Annotated in this window: 18 protein-coding genes and 1 riboswitch; of the genes, 4 read left to right on the top strand and 14 right to left on the bottom strand. The window is 26.1% G+C overall.

Annotated features, from left to right (window positions below):
* Positions 1-202 precede the first annotated feature (202 nt).
* Positions 203-2,911: an MGH1-like glycoside hydrolase domain-containing protein gene (locus AC4FRL_RS01325; protein WP_491138204.1), complete on the bottom strand. Its 2,709-nt coding sequence runs from the start codon at positions 2,909-2,911 to the stop codon at positions 203-205.
* A gap of 478 nt (positions 2,912-3,389) precedes the next feature.
* Complete coding sequence (locus tag AC4FRL_RS01320; protein ID WP_491138203.1) at positions 3,390-5,312, bottom strand: beta-N-acetylhexosaminidase; 1,923 nt, start codon at positions 5,310-5,312, stop codon at positions 3,390-3,392.
* A 193-nt stretch (positions 5,313-5,505) separates the two neighbouring features.
* Between AC4FRL_RS01320 and AC4FRL_RS01315 the strand changes: the two genes are divergently transcribed.
* Positions 5,506-6,192 (top strand): hypothetical protein, encoded by a 687-nt coding sequence (locus AC4FRL_RS01315; protein ID WP_491138202.1) that lies wholly within the window; start codon positions 5,506-5,508, stop codon positions 6,190-6,192.
* Between the two features lie 81 nt (positions 6,193-6,273).
* Here AC4FRL_RS01315 and AC4FRL_RS01310 read toward each other — a convergent pair whose 3' ends face one another.
* Together AC4FRL_RS01310 and AC4FRL_RS01305 are read right to left on the bottom strand one after the other, a co-directional pair.
* Entirely contained in the window at positions 6,274-7,737 is a 1,464-nt protein-coding gene (locus AC4FRL_RS01310) for a sulfatase (RefSeq protein WP_491138201.1), read from the bottom strand.
* A gap of 199 nt (positions 7,738-7,936) precedes the next feature.
* On the bottom strand, positions 7,937-8,263 hold the full coding sequence (locus AC4FRL_RS01305) for an SdpI family protein (protein ID WP_491138200.1): 327 nt from the start codon (positions 8,261-8,263) through the stop codon (positions 7,937-7,939).
* A gap of 1,186 nt (positions 8,264-9,449) precedes the next feature.
* Positions 9,450-9,628, bottom strand: a riboswitch (cobalamin riboswitch).
* Positions 9,629-9,868: 240 nt separating this feature from the next.
* Between AC4FRL_RS01305 and AC4FRL_RS01300 the strand changes: the two genes are divergently transcribed.
* Positions 9,869-10,408 carry a hypothetical protein gene (locus tag AC4FRL_RS01300; protein WP_491138199.1) on the top strand — a complete coding sequence of 180 codons (540 nt, stop codon included), beginning with the start codon at positions 9,869-9,871 and terminating at the stop codon, positions 10,406-10,408.
* A gap of 50 nt (positions 10,409-10,458) precedes the next feature.
* Here the strand turns inward: AC4FRL_RS01300 and AC4FRL_RS01295 are convergent, their stop codons facing one another.
* Complete coding sequence (locus AC4FRL_RS01295) at positions 10,459-10,932, bottom strand: CPBP family glutamic-type intramembrane protease (protein ID WP_491138197.1); 474 nt, start codon at positions 10,930-10,932, stop codon at positions 10,459-10,461.
* A gap of 515 nt (positions 10,933-11,447) precedes the next feature.
* Between AC4FRL_RS01295 and AC4FRL_RS01290 the strand changes: the two genes are divergently transcribed.
* Entirely contained in the window at positions 11,448-11,759 is a 312-nt protein-coding gene (locus AC4FRL_RS01290; RefSeq protein ID WP_491138196.1) for a hypothetical protein, read from the top strand.
* 151 nt (positions 11,760-11,910) lie between these two features.
* On the opposite strand, the gene AC4FRL_RS01285 is transcribed toward AC4FRL_RS01290, so the two are convergent.
* A complete protein-coding gene (locus tag AC4FRL_RS01285; RefSeq protein ID WP_491138195.1) occupies positions 11,911-13,284 on the bottom strand; it encodes a [FeFe] hydrogenase, group A in 1,374 nt (457 codons plus the stop codon).
* A 204-nt stretch (positions 13,285-13,488) separates the two neighbouring features.
* Complete coding sequence (locus tag AC4FRL_RS01280; RefSeq protein WP_491138194.1) at positions 13,489-13,623, bottom strand: hypothetical protein; 135 nt, start codon at positions 13,621-13,623, stop codon at positions 13,489-13,491.
* Positions 13,624-13,787: 164 nt separating this feature from the next.
* On the opposite strand from AC4FRL_RS01280, the gene AC4FRL_RS01275 reads away from it, so the two are divergent.
* Positions 13,788-14,381, top strand: a complete 594-nt coding sequence (locus AC4FRL_RS01275) for a hypothetical protein (protein WP_491138192.1) — start codon at positions 13,788-13,790, stop codon at positions 14,379-14,381.
* Between the two features lie 69 nt (positions 14,382-14,450).
* Here the strand turns inward: AC4FRL_RS01275 and nagE are convergent, their stop codons facing one another.
* The 7 genes from nagE to AC4FRL_RS01240 all read right to left on the bottom strand — a co-directional run bounded on the left by nagE (position 14,451) and on the right by AC4FRL_RS01240 (position 20,915).
* On the bottom strand, positions 14,451-15,902 hold the full coding sequence (gene nagE, locus AC4FRL_RS01270) for an N-acetylglucosamine-specific PTS transporter subunit IIBC (RefSeq protein WP_491138191.1): 1,452 nt from the start codon (positions 15,900-15,902) through the stop codon (positions 14,451-14,453).
* Positions 15,903-16,454: 552 nt separating this feature from the next.
* The gene (locus AC4FRL_RS01265; protein WP_491138189.1) at positions 16,455-17,021 is read right to left on the bottom strand and encodes a manganese catalase family protein; all 567 of its coding nucleotides are present in this window, start codon (positions 17,019-17,021) and stop codon (positions 16,455-16,457) included.
* A 12-nt stretch (positions 17,022-17,033) separates the two neighbouring features.
* Positions 17,034-17,285, bottom strand: a complete 252-nt coding sequence (locus AC4FRL_RS01260) for a spore coat protein CotJB (protein WP_491138188.1) — start codon at positions 17,283-17,285, stop codon at positions 17,034-17,036.
* A 17-nt stretch (positions 17,286-17,302) separates the two neighbouring features.
* On the bottom strand, positions 17,303-17,455 hold the full coding sequence (locus AC4FRL_RS01255) for a spore coat associated protein CotJA (RefSeq protein WP_491138187.1): 153 nt from the start codon (positions 17,453-17,455) through the stop codon (positions 17,303-17,305).
* Between the two features lie 153 nt (positions 17,456-17,608).
* Positions 17,609-17,956 (bottom strand): hypothetical protein, encoded by a 348-nt coding sequence (locus tag AC4FRL_RS01250; protein WP_491138186.1) that lies wholly within the window; start codon positions 17,954-17,956, stop codon positions 17,609-17,611.
* Between the two features lie 103 nt (positions 17,957-18,059).
* Entirely contained in the window at positions 18,060-19,685 is a 1,626-nt protein-coding gene (locus AC4FRL_RS01245) for an EAL domain-containing protein (protein ID WP_491138185.1), read from the bottom strand.
* Positions 19,686-20,123: 438 nt separating this feature from the next.
* Positions 20,124-20,915: an HAD-IIB family hydrolase gene (locus AC4FRL_RS01240; protein ID WP_491138184.1), complete on the bottom strand. Its 792-nt coding sequence runs from the start codon at positions 20,913-20,915 to the stop codon at positions 20,124-20,126.
* Positions 20,916-21,206 lie beyond the last annotated feature (291 nt).

The following is a 21,206-nucleotide window of genomic DNA, read 5'->3' as shown; positions in this document are numbered from 1 at the left end:
ATCTCCTAAACTTTATATTAAATTCTATGAGAAATTAGTTCGCATAGAAACTATATTTTCCGTTTTTTATTTTACTACTAATAATAATTGTTGTCAAATATATATTATCTCTAAAAAATTTTATTTTTAAAGATTATAAATTATATTACTTAAAAAAAATATCTATAAAGACTTTAAGTCTTTATAGATATTTTAAAATTAATTAAAATCTTTTTCTAAGGAAGTATACTCCTAAACCAATTATACCTAAAGCACCAACTAATAAAGAATCTTTTCCAAGTGCTTGTCCTGTATTAGGTAAAGAACCTTGGTTGTTTTCTTCTTCTGATGGTTTTTCAACTGGCTTATCTTGTGAATCTCCTCCATTTTGTGGAGTTTCATTATCTGCTTCAGGTTTTTCCTCATCTCCAACTGGTGGTTGTGGTTTTTCTGTACCTTCATTTGTTGGTGGTTGAGGTTTTTGTGTATTATCCTCAGCTGGTGGTTGTGGCTTTTCTGTATCTTCACCAACTGGTGGTTGTGGTTTATCAGTATTATTATCTTCAACTGGTGGTTGTGGAGTTTCTGGTTTTTCAACTGGTGGTTGTGGTTTTACATCCTCACTAGCTAAAATAGGTAAACTTTCTTGAGAAGTTGTACTATTTCCAGTTAAAACATTCTTATATAATAAGTAGTAAGCTGAAGCTGACCAGCTAAAGTTTTTAGTGTGTAATCCTTCCCCTGTTTCTGGGTTGTAGTTTTCTCTAATAGAGCCATCTCCTAATAAGCCCTCTGCATTGTTAAATAATTTTTTAGTTAATGTTTCAGCATCATCTGTGTATCCATAGTTTTGAAGAGACTCAACTCCATATAAAGCTTGGTCCATCCAAACTGGTCCACGCCAGTATTTGCTTGGCTCATACTTAGGATTGTCCTTTGAAGCTGTAGGTAATGGCATGAAAGTATTAAACTTACCTGGGTCCATCATATTGTCTTTAACTAATAATGCTTCATCCTCTGTTGCAACTTTAGCCCAAAGTGGCATCCATCCTTCTGTACCTTTACCTCTGTTTACTAATAATTTCTTTTCGCTTCCATCTTCATTTATTTGTAAATCATAGAAGAAACCAGTTTCTTTATCAAACATATTATCTCTAATGTATTGTCCAACTTCCTTAGCTTCTTCTTCATATTTCTTAGAATCTTCTTCATTTCCTAAAACATCAGCCATAGATTTTAAGAAACCTTTTTCAGCATATAAATAAGAGTTTAAGTCTACAGATTCTTGGTTTATAGAGTAACCTACAGTTTGTCCATTGTCATTCTTGTTTTCAAATACATGAACTCCAACGTCTCCATCTCCATATCCTTCTTTATCAAATCTAGTAGCATTATCCATACCACTTTCCCAAGCAGCTGCTAGAATTATTTCATCTTCACTATTATTAGCTGGATGAACCATTCCACCATATTCTGCTATACCATTTTTATCATGGTCTCTGTTTGTGTACCACCAGTTATGGTATGCAACTAATTTAGGATACATTTCTCTTAAGAAGTCTACATCTTGAGTTTCTTTGTAAACATTCCATACAGCCCAAGCTGATAGAGGTGGTTTAGAGTTTCTTTCATTCCAGTTTCCTCCGTCTCCTCCTCTTTGTTCATCCTTATTATAGAAGATTGCATCTATTATAGCACCCTTGTCATATGGTCTAATAGGGTCATCTCCTTGTATTTGATAATCAAATAAAGCTCTAATGTTATCCTCTGCTAATTCTCCATCAAAGTTTGCAGTTGCAACAGCTTGTTTCCATGAGTCCCAAGCCCACATACCTACAAACCACTTGTAAGATAAAGATGGAACTATTCCATCGTGTTTAATAGCACCTGCTGCACTTCTCCAGTTAGTTGTTAATGTAACTATAGATTTTACTGCAGCCTCTTTATATTGTGGGTCAGTTTGTTTTTGTTCTTTTGAAAATGCCTTGTCTAAGTAACCTTGCCAACGATTATGATTATCCTCAAAATATTTATCTCCATTTTGAAGTAAATCTTCTACCTTTCCTTGCTCTTTATTAAACTCATCTTGAGTGAAAGTGTAACTTTGAGTTGAGAAAGTCTTATATGTATTATTAGGTTTTATGTTTACTGTATTATCTAACTTAGTTACGTAAGTATTTCCGTCTACTTTAGTAGTAGTATCACCTTCGTAATTTACGTCAAATTTAGTTTCTTCAGTAGAGAAGAATGACCATGTAGATCTTATATTAGAGAAGTTAACTTGAACACCATCTTTAGTTGCTTCTAATCTTTGTCCTAAGTCAAAATTCTTTTCTCCAGCCTCATCATAGCTTATTGTGTAAGGTGATTTATTAAATATATCTCCTGTCCACTCTATGTCTAAGTTTAAGTCTTTGTCAGTTTTGTTCTCTATTTCTGTCTTTATTAAGGCACTTCTGTTAGTTGCAAAAATAAGCTCTAATTTTAAGTTAAAATCTTTTAAGTCATAATTTTGAACTAACCTTCCAGGATAAAAATCAAAACTTACATCTTGAGCCTTTGATAAATCATAAGTTTCATTAGTATCCTTATTTGTTATTACTATTTTACTTATAGTCTCTGATAAGTTTATAGGATATTCCTCTCCAACTATTAAAGGTCCTGCAAAGCCACCATATAAATTTGTTGCTCCTTCTTTAGGTAAGTAGTAAGCATGCCATGCTCCCATATCTGAAAAAGGATTATCAACGTTAGTTGAATAAGAATCGTTTAAATCTACCTTTGGATCACCCTGTACGTTTAAAACGTTTTTAAAGTTCTCTACAGAATTCTTTTGTTCCGCACCAAAGGCATTAAAACTACAAAGTCCTGTAAGTAAAGTTGTAGTTAAAGCTGTTGTAACTACAGCTTTTCCTTTTAAAGTTAACTTCATTAAAAAATACCCCCTAAAAAATTAATATGTAAAATACTTAAATTAAAACCAGTAAAATTCAGTTATTTAATCTAGTAAAATTAGGTTATTTATTAAGTAAAATTCAACAAAATCATAACACTTTATGATAACATTTACAACACCCTAAATTAAATTTAACAGAATATTCAATTATTTTCGTGAATATTAGTTGACTTACAATCATATAATATATAATTTATGAATTTATAAATCCTTAAAAATATTTAATTTTGAATAAAAAACTTTTTTATGGGAAAGATAGGTGTGTATCCTTATAAAAGAGGTTAAGGCTTCTTTTTGTGATTGATGTTCATCACCTCCTAAAAGTCTTAATTTCTTAAATTTTCTATATGCCTTTTAAATTTTAAAGGCTATACCTATTATCTCTCTCTTCTAGAAATTTTAGGTATAGCCTACTATTTTCTGCTAAAATTTTCTTTTAAATACTTATAAAATTTTACCAACTCAAAATATTCTGAGTTGCTATATTTTTATATTCATTGCAACATATAAGTTTGCAATCTTCTTCAAAATCATAAGAAAAGTAAAGTCTCTCTTCCTCTAATTCCTCTATTTTATCAATTTCTCCCTTAAGATATTTACTTATTCTATAAATAGCAGAATCACATCTTGCCATAACTCCACCAAGTCTAATATCTATAACTTCAAAACCTTGTCCTTTACATTCCTTATACCAAAGACTTCTAAAACTTTTATGAAAGATTTTAAGCTTTTCTTTTATTTCAGGTATAAAACTATAAGCTATAAGTCTTAAAGCATCTTTATCCTTTTCTAAATAAGCTTTTCTTATCTCTAAACCAATTTCACTTTTACAAGAAAGATAATCTGCAAACTTAGAGTACATACTAAACATTTCCTTAAATCTTCCTGCTTTCTCTGCTATATTTTCATATTCTTTTGAAAGTTTTCTATAATGTTCTTCTAAATTTAAACCTTCTAAATGCTTGTCAAAGGCACCTAAAAGCAAATCTTGATAAGCAATATATTTTGAAGGATTACAAACATTCATATTAGGAACTTTAACAGTTTTAACAAGGTCTAATTTTTCTAATAATATAAAATCACCCATATTAAGTCCTGTCAAAGCCTTACATCTTTTATCTATCCATTCTTCCTTAACCTTTTCATAATATCCATGCTCTGCAAAAAGTATAAGTCCAACCATTATTGAATATATAGGTGTTTCAGACCCATCATCTCCCCAAGAAGTTGCAAAGACTTCATCTATTTCCTTATCCTTGCAAGCTTTTAAAGAAGCCTTTGTTGTTTCAAAGGTCTTTGAATAATTTGGAGCAAATCCACTCCATCGCCAACAACCTCCTGCAAAAATAATCTTATTATGAAAACTATCTCTAATATCTAAAAGCTTTTTATACTTATCTAAACTAGAATTATAGTAATCCCAATAAACTAGGGAAACTTCTCTAGGAATACTATTAGCTATTTCAGGAGTTATTTTTATATCTAAATCATAATATCCTCCTTCTTTTGCTCCTAGTCTTAAAAACATATCATCCCATATCATAGGTTTAAAATCATATTTTTTTGCTATTTCATTAACTTTATTTAAATGATTAATCATAAGAATTTTATTAGAAGAATATCCATTTTTATTTAAATAAACTCCTCTTCCTAAATTAAAAGCTTCATCCATACCTATATGAATATTTTTGCTTCTAAAAACTTCCCTTAAAGAAGAAAACATACTTTCTATAAAATTATAAGTCTTTTCTTCTCCTACTAAAAGAATATCTTCAGTATCCTTTATAGAAGAAGCATATGGCCATTTTAAAGTTCCTTTTAAGTGAGCTAAGGTTTGTATACAAGGTATAACCTCTATTCCTAAAGAATAGGCATATTCATCAATTTCCTTTAATTCTTCCTTACTATATCTTCCTCTCATATATCCAAAGTAAGGATACTCCTTAATTTCATAAGTGTCCTCTGTATATAGCATAAATTTTTTATATCCCATTAAAGCCATATACCCTAATATATTTTTCAATTCTGAAACTCTATAAACGGCATTTCTTGAAGCATCAATCATTAAACCTAAAGATTTTATATAAACCTTTTCATTTTTCTTAAAAACTTTCTCTCCACTTTTAAGATAATGAATATATAAGCTAAAAGCTCTAAAAAAATGGTGCATTTCTTTATATCTTATTTCTTTAAGTTTTCCTTCTCTAATAATCTCTATAACATTTTCACAATCACAGGATAATTTAGAGACACTTATAACTTCTACTTCTTTTTCTTTAAGTTCTTTTCCATTATAAAGCTGAAAATCAACTAGTTTTTCTAATCCCTTTACAGCTTCTAACGTTTTCTCACTTAATCCAACTAATTTAATCTTCATCTTTATTCTCCTCTCACAAATAGACCTTTAATATATAATTCAACAGAAAGATGAAATATCCTACTAAAAAATAACTTTTATCATAAATAAGTTAAATTATTTTAAAATATAACTTTTTTATTGACTAAATCTTTTCCTAAATATATAATCTAATTGAAATTGATTATCATTAACAAGAAAGGGAAATTTATAAATGCTTTTTTTAATTCTACTATCATTAACAATATTTTTATGTATTTATTTTTACAAAGAAATAAAAACTCACAGTTATTATTTTTATTTTTTATCTGTAATTCTTAGTATATTGTCTTTATTTTTAATTAAAAATGAAGCTTTCACAAACTATCCTAAAATTTTACAGTACTTTTTATCTTTAATTCCAACTGGAACCTTATCCTTAATAATATTCACTATAGTAATGTTTACTGGTGTATTAAAAAACAACTTTAAATACTCAAAAAATTTAAGAGCAATAAGAGGAGAATTATCTATTTTAGGTTGTATATTCTTATTATTTCACAGTAGCTTTTATGGAAAAATATTTTTCCCTATATTTTTTAGAAACTCTTATAAATTAGATGAACTTAATTTTTTATCTATATTTATCAGCTTTATAATATTTTTACTTGTAATTCCACTAGGAATAACTTCTCTTAATATTTTTAAAAATAGAATAAGTCATAAACTTTGGAAGAAAATACAGAAGTTATCCTATTTATTTTATTTATTAATGTATATCCATGTAATTTTGATTTACATATCAAATTTTAATAGTAAATTTATAGATGCAATAATTTATATAACTTTATTAATATCCTATATATTTTTAAGAGTAAAAAAATATATAATTGAAAATACAAAATCACCTTTAATAGCCTAAAGAAAAAAACTTATAGATAAAAATTATCTATAAGTTTTTCTTTTAAAATAATCTTAATTTTATAATTTTAAAATTGCATTTTTATTTAAATTCATTTTCATGTCTCTTTTTAAGTTCTGTAATAGCACATCCTCTTCCTGTTTCTTCTAACCTTTTACAATACTCTTTTAAATGCCCCTTAGCGTGATAAGGTCCTCCTTCTTTAATTACAGTCCATAAAGGGTCTATATCACTTTCACTACTTAACATCATTTCATCATGCCAATTTTGTAGAAGATAAGCTCCCTCCATACATATCTCTTTTCTAACTTCTGCTATATTCCTTATTTCATGAGGGTCATTTTCAACATTAAAAAGCATTTCCTTTGGAAATAAATGATACCCATCATGATAAGTTCTAATATACATATAATCCTTAAATCTAACAGCTCTTTGACAAACATGAGCACATTGTCCTAAAACTAAATAATCTCTACCTGTATCTTCTCCCTTTAAAATACTCTTAGCATAGCTTCTTCCATCCCAATAGTCCTTCTTTTCCTTATTAAATAATTCCGCTAAGGTAGGTGCTAAATCTAGATTATAATGAAATCCATCATCTCTATAATTTTTCATAGCCTTTGGCCATTTTATTATCATAGGTATTTTAGTAGTTGTATAATCTGCAGTTCCATGTTCTGCATATATACCAAATTCGCCCATAGCTTCTCCATGGTCTGAGGTTATTATAATAGCAGTATCATCATATATTCCTTTTTCCTCTAGAAAATTAAGTATTTTCCCAATATGAAAGTCCATATAACTTATTCCACAATCATACTTATTGAAAAACTCCAAAAGTTCATCATAAGTTTTTATCTCTCCTGGATGCTTTGGAAAATTTAAAGGCTGTTCATTATTATACATACTAATTTCTCTTGCTCCATGAGGACCAATCTTATTTTCTCTATGTTCCTTAAATCTTTCTTTACTTATCCATAAATTCAAATCCTCTTTTGAAAAAGGATTTTCATATGTATCTGGCGTTCTATATGGAGTGTGTGCATCCCAATAATTCACATGAAGAAACCAATTATCTCTATCTCCTTTATCCTCTATCCACTTTAAAACTTCTGGTGTTATATCCTCTGCTATTTCTGCACCACATCCTCCTACATTGTGTATTTCATTAAAACCTGCATTAAACCAAAAGGCACTATGTCTTTCAGAAAAGGTACTTATAGAGGCAGTATAAAATCCCTCTTCTCTTAAAAACATTGGCAAACTGTTTAAGGTCATTTTATCTCTAAAATCTCTATCTTTTCCCTCTATTCTAAAATCAGCACAACTTCCTCCATGATTTACAACCCCTGTGTGTATTCCAAATCTTCCTGACATAAGAGAAGCCCTAGAAGGAAGACAAGGTGCATCTGAACAGTAATAATTATCAAAGGTTATTCCCTCTTTAGAAACTCTATCTATGTTAGGGGATGTATTTCTATAATATCCATAACAACCTAAATGGTCTGCTCTTAAGGTGTCTAAATCTAACATTAATATTCTCATGTTTTAAACTCCTCTCTAAAAGATAAAATTTAATCTCTTTAAATATATAATTCAACAAAAAAAATAAAATTCCTATACCTTTAGATTTTTATTATAAAAAAGTTAAATAATTGTTTAATTTATAAAAAAATAAAATGACTAAAAGAAAAAATATTTTTTCTTTTAGTCATTTTATTCTTATATCTTTATATTAAATATTTTATTTTTTATTAAACCTTCTTATATGTATTTCTGTACAAAGTACAGGTAAAGACAAAATTAAAATGCAAATTAGTATGTAAATATTACTTGAAAGCTTTAAATTAAAAATTCTTATAATTAAAGTAAATATTATTGAAAATATTAAAGCTATAGTGCTAGGTTTTAATATGTAATTATTTGCTTCTTCCCAAAGTTCCTTACTTCTCATTACATGTCTTAACTTGTATCCAACAAAAAGATTAGGATACCTTTCATAATCATCATGCAGTCTTCTACAAATAAGCCCAACAATAAATATAATTATTCCCATGAAAACTATAACCAAAAATCTTCCCCCTCTTTTACTATTTTAAATAATTAATATAAAAATTTCACGGCCTTTATATAATACCACTATTTACCACAATTTTCATTTAATAAAAATCCCTAAATTCATTCATTATATTTCAAATCCATTCATTTCCATTATATTTTTTTATATTTCTTCTTTTTTTACAATTATTGCTTATAAATAATTGTATATAAATTATCATTAAGTAAATAATATTTATGAAAAGGAATTCACTATTCTTTTTAATTTTAGCTTATAGATTTAAGGTTTAATAGCCTATCTCTTACTATTATAAAAGTGTAATTACTAAATCAAAACTTTAACTCTCTCAAAATTGTTGTCACTTCATCTAATTAAGAGAATATCTCGCACCTAAAAGATAACTTAAATCTATAAGCTTTTATAAAAAAAAGAAAAGCTATCCCTCCCACTGAATAGCTTTTCATTCACTCACTCAACAACATATACAATATAAATTAATACTTTATTTTACTTATAAATGTTACCACTAGACATACAATTTAACAATCTCTTAAAACTCACAAATTATTACGTATATTACATTCACAAATTATTTTTTGATATTATTCGCTTCTAACTTTTAATTTCGTTAAAATGTTCCCATTATTTACTCACTCTATTATCTTATTCGATTACGCCAATTGAAATTGGTCATACCACCTTTCAAATAGCCATTTTTAAGGTATATAGAAATCTAAAAATCACTACTTTTATAAGACAAAAATGTAAAAGAAAAAGGGATATATAGAAAGTTAAATTTTTTCTTTCTATATATCCCTAATAAGTTTTAATTGCTAATTTATGATAAATATAACTAACTCCCTTGTTAGAAATAAAAGCTATTAGCAATTTATTTTGATTCTCCTTTGAACCTTAGCATAGAAATGCCTACTCATCTTTGAGAAATTTACCTGTTTTAGATTTTTTTCTACTGTTATTTTTTAAATCCTAGCTAAATTAAAAAATAAAAGATAGATACTCACTTTGAATACCTATCTAGGAAAATCTCTACAAGTTAATTGATATTTCTCTATATTTTAATCATGCAAAAGACCACCTCATTGTAGACACAGAATAAAATAAAGCTTCTTTTATAAAAAGCCTCTATAATTTAAGCATGATAAAATTTCAATTACTTGCCTCTTTCCCCAGAAAGATAAACGTATTTTTGAATTAGGCAGGTCTCCTGGCTCATAGCTATGTCTTTAAAACTCCTTCCCATGAAAAATCACAGTGGACTAATGTTTTAAAGAAGATACTTACAGTTGCTGGGGGCAGCTTTAGTTTTACACTAAATTCCCTATTAAGCATTACTGCACCTATTTCAAAGGTAAGTTTAAATACTTACCTAAATACATTATATAAATAAAAATTAAACTTATCAACACCTTTTGCCTTACTTAAAGTTTCTTAATAGAAAATATTTCTTAAAATTCGTTTTTTATTTCTTAAATAATGGATTAAAATCCATATAAATACTTTATTAACCCTAAAAATATTTCCAATATTTGTAATTTGATTATTTTTACTGTATAATAATTATGTAAACTTTTATAGGGAGGGTTTGTTATTTTATATTTGCTTTTTTTAATAATTATATCCTTAAGTATATTTTTAGGAAAAGGAAAAACTCTAATAAAACAAAAATTATTTTTAACCTTTTCCTCCTTTTTAATTTTCTTAGGTCTTATAACTTCAATTTTTATTAAAAACATTTTCTTAAAAAACTTAATAAACCATAAAGAAATTTATGAATATGTAACCTTAGATTACATCTCTTGGGCTACAGATAAATTTAACTCTTATTTCTTTTTATCCTATTTATATATTTTAATAATCTTAGGCATATTATTATATAACTTATATAAAGATACCTCTATTAGAAGCAAGAAGGGATTAAAGGAACTAACACATCTTACATTATTATCTATGGCTATTATAATAATTTCCTCTTTAATATATTCCCTTAGCTCTTTTAACAAAATTTTTGATATTCCTATGTATATATCAATAACTTCCTTTTGCCAAGTATTTATACTTTTCTTGCCTCTAGTGGCTACAAGGCTTTTTATAGGAAATCCAGAAGTTGAAAATACTGTTTTCCCTATAGAAAAATAGGAGGCTAAAAGCCTCCTATTTAAATATTTTTCCTAAAACTAAATATATATTTATCCTATTAAAACTAAAAGATTAGAAACCATATGTATTAAAGTTAAAATCCAAAAGGATGATAAAACTTTACTTTTGTAATAACTATAAGAAAATATTAATAAAAAGGAACTTGGAAAAACCATAATTATATAAAGTAGAGAATAATTATGAAAAAGTGAAAATATTAAAGCTACAAGTAATGTGCATATAAATTTTCTTTTTATAAATTTTCCTATAAAATTATACATAAAAATAATAAAAAAAGATTCTATAATAGGTCCTATAATAACACCTAAAATAATCTTTTCATTTAAACTTTCACGAAGTAAAGGTGCTCCTAAAAAATTTCTATTTAAAACATCAAAAGTATTTACAACATATTCTAAAATAAATTCTACACCCATTATAATAAAAACAATAAAAGCAATATAAAATATATCTGTAATCAATCCCCTTATATTAAACTTATTGCTATTTTTTATATACTCCATATGCATGCCCCCATAAAAATATTTTACTATATAGTTACTTTTTTGTAAATTTAAAGTTAATAAAACTTATCTAACTTAGAAAGTTCTTTAAATAAAACTAAGGAAGACATAAAAAAATTAGAAAAAAGTAAATAATTACATAATAAAAAGGAAGAGTTTACTCTTCCTTTTTATTATGTAATTATTTTTAATCTTATATAGAATACTTATTTATTTAATAAACTTTTTTTATTATATATTGACACTTTGCTTAAAAGAACTCATAAAAAATAAACTTTTTTACATAAAAATAAGAAAAATTTAATTTTCTTATAGAAAAAATATTATTTAAAAAATAAGTTATATTTATATATATAAGTAATTCATTTAAAATTAAATTTATTCTATTATAATATATGTTATTATTATATTGATAAATTTAATTTAAAAGACATTTTATTATAAAATTTAATTTTATTAAAAATAGAAAGAAACTTTGAAATTAAGAAAGCTTTGATAAGGGGGACACACTTAAGATGAAGAATTTAATTAGCTTTATTCCAATGATTATTTCGCTAATAGTTTCTGCTTTTATTTTCATACCAGTAAATAAAAGATTAAATATTTCTGAAAAAATAGCAAAAATTATACCTACAACACCTAAATTTAAACCTTTGTTTTTTATAGTATGTGTATTTTTGCTTTTACTTATAATAGGACTTTTAGGTTTATATGTATTACCTATAAGCGATTTAACTTATTACATAATAACAGGAGTTGTTGCAGGAATTGGTCTTAGCATAACTGTTGAAATATCTCCAAAACATCAACATAAACATCATAAATAAATATATAAAAACTTATTTCCATTTATGCTAAGAATTTTAAGAATATTTTAAGTTACATTCTTAAAATAAAATTTCTGCTTATAACTTAAAAGGGAAGCACCTAAAATTTAGGTACTTCCCTTTTTTATTTGCAATGAAAATAAAATTTAATCTATTTTCCTAAATCTTCACTTCTATCAAAATAGACAGTATGTAGCATTTTCTCTGCAATATCACTTAAAGGCTTTTGATAAAAATCTTCATATAAAGCTTTAAGTTCTTTATTTTCATAACTTGATTTTATATTTAAACTTTTATCTCTTTTATATAAAGCTTCTATACGCTTCTCTCTTAATTTATCTCCCTCATAAAGCTTTCTCTTAGGTTGTCCACCACCACCTATGCATCCTCCAGGACAAGTCATGACCTCAACAAAATCATATTTTTTATTATTATCTTTAAGAGATTCTAAAAATTTCGCAGCATTTTCTGTACCATAAATTGCTGCAACATTAAGATTTAAATCACCTATGCTTATAGTTGCTTCTCTTACTCCTTTTAAACCTCTAACTTCTTCTAAATCATAAAATTTATCTGGTGGGTCAAGATTAGTAATAAACTTATAAGCTGTTCTTAAAGCAGCCTCCATAACTCCTCCTGTATTTGCAAAAATAACTCCTGCACCAGAAGATTCTCCCATTAATCCATCAAAGCTTAAATCTTCAAGAGAATTAAAATCAATGCCCTTTTCTCTTGCCCATATAGCAACTTCTCTAGTTGTTATTACATAATCCATATCTCTCATAGAATCTATTCCATAATATCTTCCTGAGGCATTCATTTCTTTTCTCTTTATTTCAAATTTTTTTGCAGTACAAGGTGTTAAGGCTACATTTATAATATTCTTTGGATCTATTCCCATCTTTTTTGCAAAATAAGTCTTTATAGTAGGTCCTTGCATACCTATAGGACTTTTTGTTGTTGATAAATTATCTAAAAATTCAGGATAAAAAGTTTCTAAATATTTTACCCAAGCAGGACAACAACTAGTAAATTGTGGAAGAGGTTTATTCTTATTTTTCATACGCTCTATAAGTTCACTAGCTTCTTCTAAAACAGTCATATCAGCAGCAAAATTTGTATCTAAAACATAATTAGCACCTAACTTTTTTAAAAGACTTACCATTTTCCCTTGAACAAAAGTCCCTTCCTCCATATTAAACTCCTCTCCTAAAGAAACTCTAAGAGCTGGAGAAGTAGAAAATATAACTATCTTGTCTCCATTTTCTATTTCCTTTTCTACCTTTTTGTAATCAAAAACCTCTGTAATACTATATGTTGGACATACATTTGCACATTGACCACAATTAATACATATGGCTACATCCTTTGTCTTTTCTAAAGAATAATGACCATTTACGCCTATATATTCTGTGCATATATTTTTGCATGAACCACATTTTATACAAAGTTCTTCTCTTCTAGTAATAGAGGGATTATCCTCTTCAATAGCTACTCTAATATCAGTAGATAAATGCTTACTCAAAACTCTTCCCCCTTTTTAAGTCTATTCCATATAATGTTAACTCTTACCTCTTATTTTTTCAATAAACTTAAATTAAAGCTTATTAAAGCATTTATACTTAAACTTAATAATTTGTATGTTTTTATTTAATCTCTTAAACAAAATCACAGAAAATCTTCTTTTTTTATAAGTATTTTTAATTTATATAAATATATTTCTTTAATATTAAAAATTAATTATTTCTAAAGTCATAACTTCCCTATATACTTTCACAAAAGAAATTATTAAAAATATACATAAAATTAGTATTAAAATACCTTTAAAAAACTTATTTTTCTCTGAACTATAATACTTTTTCATATTTTTCTCCTAAACTTCATGATTTATTTTTATAAAATTACTTACTAAATATGAACTAAAGAAAAATTTTATTTTAAATTAAATTAACATAACTTCTCATTTATTACTTTTTATGTATAATTTAATTGGGTATAATTTACAAACAATATTTAAATGGAGGTATAATGAGCATATATAACTTAAAAAACTACGATTATAAAAACTATAAATATTCTGAGAAAGCCTTAGAAGAAATAAAAAAATTAAATAAAGTAAGCAAAATAATAAGGCTATTTTCAATAATCTCTTTACTTGTTTTTCTTGTTAAATATTTAAAAACAGATGACTTTTCCTATATAATTTTATTATTTTTATTTGTAGCTATATTAAGATTTATAGAATATAAATTTCTTAATAAATCAAAAATCTACTTATCTAAAGAAAGTTTAGATGACCTTCATGACTTTATATATTACTTTTATTGCAAAAAGCGAACAAAAGGGACTCATACCATGCACTTATTAGATTTAGTATATTGCAATTTTGAAAAAAAGAATTATGAAAATGTCTTAGAACTTTTAAATTATATTGAAACACCAAATAATTTATTTGAAAGCCAACTATTCTTATATTACTATTATTACACAAAATCATACAATGAAATAAATAATAAAGAAAAAGCTAAAGAGTACCTAATTTCATTAAATGACTTAGTTAAAAGAAAAGGACTTAATAAAAAATCAGCTAAGGTTCGTGGTGTTAAAATCATTATTGAATAAAACAAGACTCCAGAAGATTTGTATCTACTGGAGTCTCTTTTGGTAAAATAATATTATAAATTTTAAATACTATGCTCTACTTTTTTCTTTGCAAAGCTTTTTAAATTCATCAGCTACAAATTGTACTTGTGTTCCCACTATAACTTGAACACTTGTTTTTCCTGGTCTTATAACTCCTGATACACCAGAAGATTTTATCTTTTTCTCATTAACTAAGGTACTATCTTTAACTTCTAATCTTAATCTAGTTATACAGTTATCAATTGAAGAAATATTAGAAACTCCACCTAATCCCTCTAAGATTATTTTTGCAACTTCAGTATAGTTATTATTAGCTAAAACTGCTTTTGAATCTTCTTCTCCATCATCTTCTCTACCTGGAGTTTTTAAATCAAATTTCTTAATCATAACCATAAATACTACATAGTATATAAGTGCAAATATTAAACCTATTCCTAGTAAGTATAATGGATTTAATGCCATAGGTGCTTTAAAGCTTAATATCCAGTCTACTAAACCTGCACTAAAGTTAAATCCTGCCCTTACAGGGAGTGCTGCAACTACAGCTACAGATATACCAGTTAATAATGCATGAGCTACATATAAAACTGGTGCTAAGAACATAAAGGCAAATTCTAATGGTTCAGTTACCCCTGTAACAAAAGAGGATAAAGCAGCAGCTAATAATATACCTGCAGCAGCCTTCTTTTTGCTACTCTTTGCACAACGATACATTGCATAAGCAGCAGCTGGTAAACCAAACATCATAACTGGGAAGAAACCTGACATATACATACCTGTTTCTCCTAAAACTCCTGTACCACCCCAGAATTTTGCAATATCATCTATACCTGCAACATCAAACCAGAATACTGAGTTTAAAGCATGGTGTAATCCAAATGGTATTAATAATCTGTTGAAGAATGCATAAATACCTGCTCCTATTGGACCCATAGCTATTATAGATTCACCAAAGGAAACTAATCCATTATAAATTAAAGGATATACAAAGAATAAGATTATAGCAGCTACTATGGAAACAAGAGCTGTAACTATAGCAACACATCTCTTACCACTAAAGAATCCTAAGAAATCTGGTAACTTAGTATTTTTAAACCTATTATAACAACTAGCCCCTATCAAACCGGCCACAATACCTATAAATTGGTTTTGAATTTTTACAAAGGCTGGGTTAACAGCTTCAACTTCTACTCCTTGTATCATAGCAACAACTGAAGTAGATAATAAAGTAGTTATCATAAGCCATGATACTAAACCTGCTAAACCTGCTGCACCATCATTATCATCTGACATACCAACTGCTACCCCTATAGCAAATAGTATTGCCATGTTATCTATAATAGCTCCACCAGCTTTTAATAAAAATGCAGCAATAACATTATTAGCTCCCCAACCACTTGGGTCTATCCAGTATCCAATACCCATTAATATACCAGCAACAGGAAGTGCTGCAACTGGTAACATTAAGGATTTACCTAGTCGTTGTAAATATTTCATCATATTAATTATCCCCCCATAAATTCTATAAACTATTAATTATTTTAAAACCCCTTTTAAAATAAAATTTATAATTAATAATTTATAAATTTCGCTATTTATCTAATATTGCTAAAACCTTTTCTTAAGCTACAAAACTGATGTATTTTTTAATTTATAATATATTTCACCTCCTAAAATAGAATTTTAAAACTCTTAAGGAATAAAAAATAAAATAAATATAAATATGCCTAAATATAGAAGAAATTTAATTCCCCATTAAAATATCCCTTAATTGTTTTTTAGAATATCAAGTTTTTAAAGACTTCAAATTTTAAATTTACAATTTAAAACTTAATATCCTTTTATTTACTTTATTTACATTATTATTTTAACATGGTTATTTATTACAATTAGTGGACTATAGGTAAATATTGTGTTAAAACTATTTAATTTCAGTAACATTTCTTGTATTTTTTGTAAAAATATAATTTAATAATATTTATCTATTTTTAAATAAGTTTATATTTTTCACATAAAAATAGGCCTATATAAATATTTATATAGGCCTTACTACTATTTTTTATATTTCATTTTTTCCTGAACATCCATCAAAGCCTCTCCAAATCTTTGATAATGAACAATTTCTCTTTCTCTTAAATATCTTAAAATCTCTTTTATATCCTGGTCATCAGTTAAATTTATAAGCCATTCATAAGTTGTTCTAGCCTTTTGTTCTGCTGCCATATCTTCATGTAAATCAGCTATAACATCTCCCTTTGCTTGAATATAGGTTGCAGTCCAAGGATTTCCTTGAGCATCTGCATAATACAAAGCTTTTCCATGGTCTGTATAATGTCCTGCTAAACCAGCCTTTTTTAAATCCTCAATAGATGCATTATCCACTAATTGATAAATCATAGTAGCAATCATTTCTACATGTGCCATTTCTTCTGTTCCTATGTCAGTTAATAACCCCTTTGATTTATTAGTTGGCATAGTGTATCTTTGGTTTAAATATCTAAGTGCTGCACTTAGTTCTCCATCAGGTCCCCCATATTGAGACATTAAAAATTTAGCTATATTTAAATCATTACTTTTTAAATTTATTGGATATTCTAAAGTTTTTACATAATACCACATAATTAAATCCTCCTACTCTGTAATTTCCCAAGGCCAAGGTTGTTCAATCCATGCCATTGGATTTTCCACATAAGCATCCCCAAAGTTTCTAATAGGTCCATATTCACATTCAAAGCTAGAAATTAATTGATTTAATTTTGAAGCTATTTCTCTAAAATCCTCTGTAGCTTTTTTGTTCTCTGGGAAATTATCTAAATAAAGATTTAATTCTACTGCATAAAACTGTAATTTTCTTATATCATTTAATAATTCTTGTGCCTTCATAACATTCACCTCTAAAATTATCTTTTTTCTTTATAAGGCTTATCTAGGTCTTTAAATATAGTTCCCTTTTCAAAAGCCTTATTTATAGAATATAAATTTTCATATTTTTGAGGTAATATATACGCACGAGCATATTCTAATTTAAACTTATCTTCTGTATGATTATACATGCCTTTCACCCTTTAAATATATAATATAAATAACTTATAGTAATATAATATGTCTCCTTTTAAAGGTGTGTGATAAAACTTTAATAATTAAATAAAAAAACATCTTAAATGAATTTCTCACTCATTTAAGATGTTTTTTATCTAATTATCTAATTATTGTAACCCATATTTACCTTTAAAACTTTCTAAAGCAAAGCTATAACTTTTCTTATCATCCTCTGTAAAATCTCTTATATGGATAAAATTGTTAATATCAGAGCAAATGTCAAAACCACATTCTTCGCTCATCATATATTCTAAAAATCTTTCATATTTTTTGCTTATAATATCTTTTCCAAAACGCTTAAAAATTTCATAATAAAATTTTTCAAAACCTTCTCCCGTTAAAGGATTTACAACCATAAACTTATCTTGTATATTTAAGTCTTTTAGTATAAACTCAATTCCAATTAAACTTTTAAAAGCATCCTTTGCATCCTCTCCAACTATTCCTATCTTCACCCTTTTTACCTCCTAAATTTTAAGAATACTTAATTACTTCTATTTTTAAAGCTTATTTCCTTTATTATTCTCAATATTTACTAGTTATATTCTTAAAATTCTCTTAAAAGGTATAGCTTTTTAATTCTTTTATATCTAAAGGTTTTGAAAAATAATACCCTTGTATATAAATTTTCTCATAAAGAAAGGTTTTTATTATATCGACCTGTGCTTTTTCCTCTATGCCCTCAATAACAATAGATTTATTTGAAAGTCTACAAATATCTAAGATAAAATTTATAACCTTAAGGCTTATTTCAGAATCCTTAATACCATCAGAAAAAAACTTATCTAGCTTTATTATATTAGAGTCTATCTTTTTTAATAAATCTAAGTTTGAATATTCCACTCCAAAGTCATCTATAGCAATTAAAATTCCATTGCTTTTTAAAAACCTTATATTTTCTCTTATATTTTCAATTTCTTCAAGGCCAAATTTTTCTATTATCTCTAGGCATATACAACCTTTAAGAGTATTATTTTCCTTAACTATATCTACAATTTTTTTTAAAAACTCTCTATCCTTTATTTCATTAAAGGATACATTTAAAGATATATAAAAATTATTCTTATCTATATTTTTATAGTATTTTATTGTATCATAATCTCTTATTACTCTTTTTAATACCCAAAGAGTAATTTCTTTCATCATATCAGCACTTTCTATATCCTTCATAAAATAATATGGAGTTAATATTTTCCCGCCTTTTTTAAGTCTTAACAAGGCTTCAACACTTCTTACTTTGCTATTTTTAAAATCAACTATAGGTTGATAATAAAGCGTATAATTTTCTTTTTTCAAATTAGCCCTTATATTTCTTCTTTTAAATACTTTTAAAATATTCTTTTTAATTTTAAATAAAAATAAAACTAAAAGACTAAAAATCACTAGAAGAATTAAATGTCTATTAGAGGTATCCTTAATGAAATTATCTATCCTAACTTTATATGAAGTATTTCCAATATAATCATTAAGATTCATATTTTTTAATTCTCTATCAATGCTATTTATTAAATCTTTATGATTTTTATTTGCAACAATATATTTAGGTCCAGAAGAAAACTCAAAAATAGCCTTAATATTTTCTCCTTTATTTTTTATATCACTATCAGGATTATCTACAATAAAATCCACCTTATTATCAAGTAGCAAAGTTTTTACAGCCTTATAGGAAGAGGCCTTAACTAAATTTACCTTTATATCATTTTCCTTAAGATATTGCAAAATCCATTCATTATCTAATTCTCCTTCTATATAGCCCATAGTCTTATTATTTAAATCTTCTATATGACCATACTCTATATTTTGATTAGTGTATAAGATGTTTAATTCATCATTTATAGATTTATCAGTAAATTCAAAGTCTTTTTCTCTTTCGCTTAATTTATTTATACCAAATATTAAATCTATTTCTCCATTTTTAAGTTCTTGCAAAAGATCTGGTACTCTTCCATTTACATATTCAATTTTAAAATTAAGCTTTTCTGCTAATTTCTCACTTATATCTTTATAATACCCACATACATTTGCTCTGTTATTAATATAAAAATGTGGATAATCATCATAAAATCCTATTTTTAATAAGGTCTTTTCTTTTTCTTTATTTATAACTGCCCCATGAAATAGAGTAAAAGTTATAAAGGCAATAAAAAAGAGGACAATAACTATAAACCTCCTATGTTTTTTCATAAATTAACTCCCATTATAAAATTTAAATCTATACAGTATTCTACAAATTATAGCATATTTAATAATTTTTTTGAAACAAGTTTTTAAAGTTTTAATATTTATAAATCTCTAAATTTTTAATTTATATATGTTTATATAGTATTTACTGTTTAAGTAAAGCTTTTCTCTCTATTTTTCAAAAGAAAACAAGTTTAAATTTAATTAACATTTTCATTAAAAAATAAAACAAAAAAATCAATTTAAAGTTAATTATCTTTCTATATAAATCTTTCCCAAATCTCCCATATTGTATAACTTAGCTTTATAAAATAAGTCAATTTTAAAATATAAATTCTTTTATCTTCTCTTTATAAAAATAAAAAGGAGAAAAACTAAAAAGCTTTTCTCCTTTTATACTTTTAAAATACTATTCTCTATGTAAAATATTTTTATACTAAACTATTTATTATCTAAAATATCATCAATTACTTCATAAACATAGTCAACAGTATGATTAGCTTTTTCCTTTATAAAGCTATCAGCTCTATTAAAGGTATAACTATTCTCTGTTATTTCAAACATAGATATGTCATTAAAGGAATCTCCTATTACATACAAATCCTTAAAATCCTTATTCTCTAAAGCTAGTACTTCTTTAAGCCCTTCTCCCTTTGAGGAACCCTTTGAAGATACATCTACAAAAAATTGATTTCTAAAAATAGAAAGTTCCTCTCCAAAAAGTTCAATTAATCTTTTCTCAATCTGTTCTCCTCTTTTTAAAGAAGCATCTGAAGTACATAAACTTAAAATAACTGCTCCACTTTTTAAGCTTAATATTTCTTCCTTTGTTTCAATTTGAAAATCTAATTCTTCTGAGAAGGCAAGATTATTCATATCAACCTTTTCATTTTTTAATAACTTCATTCCACTTCCATTATCAAAATAAATCATAACCTTGTCCTCTTTTAAAAACTCATCTAAAATTATTTTAACCTCTTCAAAGGAAACAAGATTGCTTTTTATAACCTTTTTATCTTTATCAAGTATTACTGCCCCATTACAAAGAACTAAATAATCAAACTCTAAATCATATTTTTCAATTACTCCTTCCATGGTAAGAAGAGTTCTTCCTGTAGAGATTATAAACTTATTTCCCGCTCTACGAAAGGCTTTAATTCTTTCCACATCTCTTTTATCAATATTTTTATCTACTAATAATGTTCCATCAAAATCACTTGCTAATAACTTCATACTTTCTCCTTAAGTTTATACCTTTAAATTTATTGTAGAGTATCTTTAAATAACTTTATAACTAAATATTTTCTTAAAATAATTTAATAAAATACCTAGTAAAGTTTTTAATCTACAATCCTATAATTTTATTATACATATTTTAGAGATTTTAAATTTAATAAAGTGTAAAATTTACATATTATATTAAATATAAACCTTTAATTAAAATAAAAAGAGATGGATTTATAAATCCATCTTTTCTAAAATAAAATATTAAAATTAAATTTAAACTTTAAAAATAAACTTTTA

It is taken from the genome of Clostridium sp. TJA032, from assembly GCF_058310275.1.
This window is presented reverse-complemented; position numbering and strand designations above follow the sequence as displayed.